Source organism: Paenibacillus sp. yr247, assembly GCF_900103825.1.
Lineage (GTDB): Bacteria > Bacillota > Bacilli > Paenibacillales > NBRC-103111 > Paenibacillus_E.
Genome location: NZ_FNIF01000064.1, coordinates 1 through 7,271 on the forward strand (window position 1 = coordinate 1; position 7,271 = coordinate 7,271).

Here is a 7,271-nt window from a genome sequence, read left to right on the forward strand (position 1 = left end):
ATCTTCCCATGAGGTACTCCACGGTCTAAAAAAGCTTGTGCATGGCTCTCTCCCTTTGATACATCCAAACCAATGACTGGATTCATAACATCACTCCTGTAGTATTTTCACCGGCAACCCCTAACCTTCTTGTCTTCCACACTATCGCATGTGATACGGGATTCATGTCCCAACCAGCCTAACCATGGTTGAACAAGTAGGGGGGATGAACTGAATAGCTCTCGGGATCCAAGTCCCACGGGCAGAAACGTTCGATCCCCGGCTACCGCTATCTTACGACCTTTCAAAAAAGAGGTCGACCAGAAAGATCTGGTGACCTCATAATACGAACGGGCAGGATAGTGCAACAATAATTTCCAAATTGCGTCTATATTTTCGACTGCACAAACTGGAGTGAGGTGATAGTTTGAATAAAAAAAACTTAGCTGTTATTTTATTTATTTGTATTATATTCAGTTTGAATGTACTACGCCCTAATATGGCGTATGCATGTAGTTGCGGCAATCCAGGCATCTAAAAAAGATTTGAACTATCTAGTGTAGTATTCACAGGTACGCTAATAAGCAAAGATAAAGATGGCGGGAACATTTTTAGTGCGGATAAGGTTTGGAAGGGCAATCTCACAGATGGATATGTGTATAGTGGGTTCTATGGTATGTGTGGGACAGAATTTGAAGTAGGAAATAAGTATCTAGTTTATACAGAAAATCTTAAAGGAAAAGAATCCACCAGTATTTGTAACGGCAATAAACTGATTACTGAGGCAAACAAAGATATTCACGCTCTCAACCAATTAACAGAATCCGCTTGGAAAAATAAATCATTACTGATAATTGCTTTTGTTTTCTCAATATTAATCTTAATAATATGGAGAGTTAAATTGAGGTTCAAAAATAAACGTCCCTTACGCTAACGCAGAACGATAGTTCAACCAAAACAAGGAGCAATCTGCCACGGCAGCTGCTCCTTGTTTTGATTAGGTTAAAGGGCAGTATTGCGAAATATTGCTTACATTTAGAAAGCTTAGTTCAACTGCGGGTTGAATATTATAAAAACTCAAATACGCGGTTATTGTTCATTCCGTATAACATCAATTAGAATTTGAATTAAACAAGGAGCGTGAAAAATTTATGAAAGAGACATTGGCAAGAAACATAAGCAGATACCGAAAGGAAAGAGGATTAACACAAGAAGGGCTCGCGCAAAGACTCGGGCTTAGTTTTCAAGCAGTTTCAAAGTGGGAAAACGCTCAGACAATGCCTGATATATCTGTAATGCCCGAGTTATCAAAAGCTTTGGGGGTAAATATCGACAAACTTATCGGGTATGTATCGCAAAATGAACAAGTATCTATTTATGAGGAGGAATACAAAATACAGGGGTACTATTGGGGGGTTGAACCGAATTCAACATGTTATCGACTCATCCAATTAGTGCCACCGACTAAACATCTAAAGTTGTTAGATATTGGTTGTGGTGAGGGGAAAGATTCTGTGTTTTTCGCAAGAAATGGATACGATGTTACGGCATTTGATATATCCGATGCTGGTATTGAAAAGACCAAAAGGCTCGCTGATAAAATTGGTGTGCACGTTAATGTGTTTAAAGCAGATATTTTGGATTTTCGCTTGGATTCTAATTTCGACATCATCTATTCTAGTGGCGTTTTAAATTATATAAAACCGGAGTATCGTGATGAGTTATTTAATAATTACAAAAAGTTTACAAGCCAAAATGGCTTTCATTCGCTTAATGTATTTGTAACTAAGCCCTTTATAGCACCCCCGCCTGAAAAGGAACCCAATGCGTTTAAATGGCATTCTGGTGAATTACTTGCACATTATCAAGACTGGCTTATCGAAGATAGTTCGGAAATTGTATTTGATTGCAATTCGTCGGGGATTCCTCATAAACATGCAATGACTAAAGTTATTGCACAAAAAATTTCCACACTAAATTAACGGGAAACGTTTGTGCAATAAGAAACCTTTAAGAGGTTGCCGGCATCAATCGGCAGCCTCTTAAAGTAACGGGCAGTTTAGCGTGGTGGCACCCGTGGTTAGGACCTGTAATCACACTTTGCATAAAAAATAATTTTCATATTATCTATTTCGACATTATCTTATATCTGGTTCAACTATAATGAGAGACACATTCGTACAAGAAGGAGTGTTTCAATTAAATGATGAAAAAGGTTGCAACAACGATCGCGATCGCTATAATGGCAGGTACATTGTTCTCATCTTCCGCCTGGGCCAAGAGCGATCAAGCAAGGAATCAGCTTGTGGCTTTGGGAGATTCCATCACGTACGGGTATAATTTAGGGGTGGATAATGAGACCCCTTCAGAGTTCGCGTTCCCTTATCTAATGAAACAGGATGCGAAGCTTAAAGTTAACGATCTGGCAATACCTGGTATTACATCAATCCAGTTATTGGACGTCGTACAGCAAGATAAACTGATCCGTCAAGACGTGAAACATGCCGATTACATAACGCTGGACATCGGAAACAATGACTTGCTGCAAGCAGTCGCTGCCGCCACAAATAATGGGGTTTTAAACATAGCAGCACTGCAACAGAACTTGCAGAATGTTGTCGTTCCCAACCTGTTATATAAACTTAAAAATACGATTTTAGAAATCCGGTCTTTGACGGATGCTCCTATTGCGGTCTATAACATTTATAATCCCTATCAGGTCACCAATCAACCGATGTACACCTATTCGGAGTTACTGCTGACCCAACTAGTCAATAATAACTTGGCATCCTTAATTGATTCGCTTAAAAGCTCGGGCATTGATAATCTCGCGTTAGCCAATGCGTATTTGGCATTTAAGGACAAACAGAATCTCTATGTGCGGCCAAATGACGTTCATCCAACGATCGAAGGCCAGAAAATTCTTGCGGAAATAGGCATAGAGGCACTTGGTCTATAGGAAGCCCCAAACTCTGAGAGGAACTATAGTTCAATCATCACATGACGGCAGCCGGCACACGATCGGCTGCCGTTGTCCGTTGAAGTAACGGGCAGTTATGCGAAATAGTCACATTTGGCGATGGCAATGTTTGAAGGTTTTTTTTGTTTAGATTAATTGTCAAGTGGTTGGTGATAATAACAAGAAAAAAATGAATACTTGGAGAATCATGTATGCAATTTTTTAATAACGATTTTGTTAAAATATTATTATTCCTTCTGCTTGTTAGGGGGGGCGAAATATTGGGGAGGCGATTATTCCCAATAAAGCGTTATTATCCCTTCTTAGTTTGGCTAACTATGTATATAGTTGCGATGTCAATTCTTTTTTTAATGCCAAGAATTAATGGATGGTTGATGATGATAATTCTGTTTATCGTAGCCACAGCGATAAACCTGCTTTTTCCATTTAAGTCCTTGAGAGAAAAGGATTGAGGACAATTGTTGTTGAACTAACGCAAAACGATAGCTTCATAAATACCCGGTTGCTGGCATACTAACTATTCTATTTGTAGCCGGTCAACAGGCTTCATCGTTTTATTTACAGTTTTATTACGTCAGGTCCAGATTGTTCGGATAGTCGAGCGGATTTGTTCTCAACGCTTTGGCTGAAACGTCCAAAATTATACATTTGTTTTTGATAGCTGCTTCTTGCTGATTTCCTGGATAATTGAACTCAACTCGTTCGTAACGGTTCAATTGCTGAGATTAATCATATTTGAATGTACTTTTTTATAATCATGGTTACATAGAAATGAAAACTCGGCTTTCTAAGACTCGGGGGGAGTGTATTGTATGCATATCGATTTAACGAATAAAACAGTTCTAGTTACCGGCGCTACAGGTGAATTGGGCCGAGTTATGGCAATAACATTGGCGGCTTGCGGAGCAGATTTGGTGATTCATTATCTTAAGAATGAGGCTAAGGCGCAAGAGCTTGTTCGTGAAATTGAGGCCATTGGTCAAAGAGCGATTGCAGTGCAAGCCGATGTTACAGATGGGAGCTCCATCGCGACCATGAAGGAAGCCATTACGCAGCAGATGCAGCACGTTGACATTGTGGTGGCCAATGCGGTTATTCAATACCAGTGGACGAGCGTACTCGAGCAAAGCCCCGAGGATTATCTCAGTCAATTCGAGTCATGCGTAATGCAAAGTGTTCATTTGGCCAAAGCGTTCCTGCCGGCTATGATCGAACGAAAGCAAGGACGATTCATTGGCATTAACACTGAATGCTCCATGCAGAACTTTCCGACGCAGTCGGCGTATGTGGCTGGTAAGCGTGGTATGGATGGGTTATACAGGATTCTAGCCAAAGAAATTGGTGAGCATCAAATCACTGTCAATCAGGTTGCTCCCGGATGGACCGTCAGCGACAAGGTCAGAGCTGCAGGTACGGAGCGCAGCGCTTCGTATGAGCAAAACGTTGCGTTGAAGCGCAGGGGGACCGATCAAGAGATCGCCAATGTTGTAGCTTTCTTAGCATCCGATCTCGCTAGCTTTATAACGGGGGCTTATATTCCGGTCACCGGCGGCAATGTAATGCCTGCAATCTAAACAAGTCAGGAGGACAGAGCCTGTGAGCTATTATAATACGTTTGTCGGCTGGATCCGGGAGACGTTACTTAAATGAACCTTTGGCTGCCGTTTCGGCAGCCTTTATTGCGTTAACGGGCAGGAATGCGGAGCATTTGGAAAGAACTAAAATACAGAGGTGACAACAATCAAAAAATGCATCGTACTTAACGAAACAATGCTTAGTTTCAAAAAACCTTGGGCAATTGCTGGGGGATGGTCAATTGACCTTTTTCTAGGAAAAGCAACAAGGGACCATGACGATATTGAAATCATTATATATAGAACCGACCAATTAGTTATTAGAGAGTATTTGAATGATTGGAATTTTAATAAGGTCCAAAACGGAATTATAACCCCATGGAAAAGAAATGAGATATTAGTACCCCCTATACATGAAACCTATGCAGAAAAAGGATTTGAGAAAATAGAAATACTTTTAAATGAATCTAATGCTGAATATTGGATATACCGTAGAGATACTCGAATACAACGAGAATTTAATAAAACAATTTTGACTACAAATAGCGGGATACCTTTTCTAAGCCCAGAAATTACTTTATTATACAAATCGAAAAATCCAAGACCAAAAGACGAGATAGACTTTAGAAACATTTATGAATACATGAGTATAGAGCAAAAACAATGGCTTCAATATTCACTGAAGCTAATATATACTGAGCATCCCTGGATTGAATTATTGAGCTAACGGAGAACTATAGCTCAATAGACATCAGGAGAAGGCTGCCGACAGCATAGAACGGCAGCCTTCTGTTTTAACTGGCAGGATTGCTTAATAAATTTATTACCTTTAATTATTAATAGTAATATTGTAAAATTTGCGTAACTGTAAAATGATGGAGGATAAAATCGTGGTTACAATTGAGGATTTTATGAAATTAGATATCCGTGTCGGTACTGTAATTAAAGCAGAACCTTTTCCTGAAGCTCGAAAACCTGCAATAAAATTAGAAATCGATTTTGGTGAGATTGGAATTAAAAACTCATCTGCTCAGATTACAAAAAGATATGAATCAGAACAACTTATTGGACGTCAAGTAATCGCAGTAATGAATTTTCCTATTAGACGTATCACAGGTTTTAAATCAGAGGTGTTGGTTATCGGGGGTATTCCAGCAGAAGGTGATGTGGTTCTCTTAAAACCAGATGAACCAGTTAAAAACGGTACACCAGTTGCATGAGTATTAGTGGATACTGAATATCACTAAAGGTATAAATTTAATTGAACTACCCTGAAAGTAACCAATCACGATGCGAATTTTCATTAATCTGTGGTGCCTCATGAGGGGCATGGATGGCTAACGGAGAACTATAGCGCAATATAATATTGCAACATACAACTGCAATAAGAATACACTTAGGAGGATTCATATGTTGAGAAGGCATGCCTGTATTTGGATTGCTCTTTTACTTATCGAATTAATTTTCTTGTATGATAAGATTCAATCCATCGGATTCTCTGAAAGTGCAATATTCCTTTGTATTGTGGTTATTTCAACGTTAGTTGTTGGTGCCACACTAATTAATATTTATCATAATAAACACTAATTCAAAGATTAGCGGGGCTGCCGCGTTGCAGCTCTTTGCTGCGTTAACGGGCAGGAGAGTTCAACTACATAACCGAATATTTCCAATATCATAATATTTGCGCATACTTTAAATATTACGCTAGTTGAAAACCCAACATGATTATCCGCGGGATCCATGACTAAAAAACAAAACTATATGGGGGAATTAATTTGAAGTTATTTCAAATTTCAGACGATTCAGGATTAGTAATAAAGTTTCTAAATTAACAGGCTACAGGGAAATTGAAGGTAAAATTGAAGTAACCGATGGTAGGTTGTGTCTTATAAATTACGAGAGTTTAACTATGGGTGCACAGTTTGAAGATGTTGTTTTACCTGAAGAGGAGTTAGAGGATTGTGTTTTTGAAATAGTTAATGGAATATATAAGACTAAAATAATACAAATGTTTGATCCGAATGAATCTAGTAATAATGTGAATGTACATTTCATACTTGAATTTAATCAAATAAATGAGATTGAAAGTAACTGGAAAGTAATACCTTGGTTTAGAAATTGAGAATAAAATTAGGGCAAGTATATATCTGAGGGGATTTTGTTACACGTCGTTGAACTAACGGCGAACGATAGTTCAAAACGAAAGGGCTGCAGAGTGGTAGCCCTTTGCTCAGTTAACGGGCAGCATACCGTGACGAATGACAGATTTTATGATGGCATGGTAGGTTGTAGGGAGAGACAAAGACCAACAAACGGTTAACATTTAAGTACTGGACAGAGGTTCAAAATCCTACATTACCAATCATTACGACAGTATCGTCAGTTGCGTACTGGTAGCGCTTCTGATGGTTCTTTTGCTTTGACTAGATTCATTTATCGAAACCATCTAATAAGAACCGGTTTGGCATGTTGAGGGTGCTTCGTAGGTTATGATAAGATTATAAGATATCAAGAGAGAAATTGAGGTGAGAAGCTTGGACCGACTTTATGATATGTTACACTTTAACTCGGAGTTTGTAGAGAAGAAGGAATTTGAAAAATATAAAGCATCTAGATTCAAAGATAGAAAGATGGTTGTTGTAACTTGTATGGACTCAAGGCTTACCGACCTTCTTCCCCGAGCGTTAAATATTAAGGATGGAAATTCCAAAATCATTAAAGATGCTGGAGCGATT

The 7,271-nt window shown here is 38.9% G+C and carries 6 protein-coding genes and 1 pseudogene; all 7 read left to right on the forward strand.

The genetic code is table 11. The features are described from left to right. Positions 1-1,130: 1,130 nt before the first annotated feature. A complete protein-coding gene (locus BLT91_RS30180; RefSeq protein ID WP_090827933.1) occupies positions 1,131-1,961 on the forward strand; it encodes a helix-turn-helix domain-containing protein in 831 nt (276 codons plus the stop codon). Between the two features lie 221 nt (positions 1,962-2,182). Continuing rightward, the gene (locus tag BLT91_RS30185) at positions 2,183-2,938 is read left to right on the forward strand and encodes an SGNH/GDSL hydrolase family protein (protein ID WP_090827935.1); all 756 of its coding nucleotides are present in this window, start codon (positions 2,183-2,185) and stop codon (positions 2,936-2,938) included. Between the two features lie 833 nt (positions 2,939-3,771). Next, positions 3,772-4,533 (forward strand): SDR family NAD(P)-dependent oxidoreductase, encoded by a 762-nt coding sequence (locus tag BLT91_RS30195; RefSeq protein WP_090827939.1) that lies wholly within the window; start codon positions 3,772-3,774, stop codon positions 4,531-4,533. 157 nt (positions 4,534-4,690) lie between these two features. After that, positions 4,691-5,260 (forward strand): nucleotidyltransferase domain-containing protein, encoded by a 570-nt coding sequence (locus BLT91_RS30200; RefSeq protein ID WP_090827941.1) that lies wholly within the window; start codon positions 4,691-4,693, stop codon positions 5,258-5,260. Between the two features lie 163 nt (positions 5,261-5,423). Next, complete coding sequence (gene csaA / locus BLT91_RS30205) at positions 5,424-5,753, forward strand: chaperone CsaA (RefSeq protein ID WP_090827943.1); 330 nt, start codon at positions 5,424-5,426, stop codon at positions 5,751-5,753. Between the two features lie 692 nt (positions 5,754-6,445). Then, a complete protein-coding gene (locus BLT91_RS30210; RefSeq protein ID WP_090827945.1) occupies positions 6,446-6,658 on the forward strand; it encodes a hypothetical protein in 213 nt (70 codons plus the stop codon). A gap of 412 nt (positions 6,659-7,070) precedes the next feature. Continuing rightward, positions 7,071-7,271, forward strand: a pseudogene (locus BLT91_RS32475) (carbonic anhydrase); the annotation flags it as partial.

What these genes read in the sequence shown, in the direction of transcription:
- BLT91_RS30195 (WP_090827939.1), top strand. Translation starts at nt 3,772, where the DNA reads ATGCATATCGATTTAACGAATAAAACAGTTCTAGTTACCGGCGCTACA.
- BLT91_RS30185 (WP_090827935.1), top strand. Translation starts at nt 2,183, where the DNA reads ATGATGAAAAAGGTTGCAACAACGATCGCGATCGCTATAATGGCAGGT.
- BLT91_RS30180 (WP_090827933.1), top strand. Translation starts at nt 1,131, where the DNA reads ATGAAAGAGACATTGGCAAGAAACATAAGCAGATACCGAAAGGAAAGA.
- BLT91_RS30210 (WP_090827945.1), top strand. Translation starts at nt 6,446, where the DNA reads ATGGGTGCACAGTTTGAAGATGTTGTTTTACCTGAAGAGGAGTTAGAG.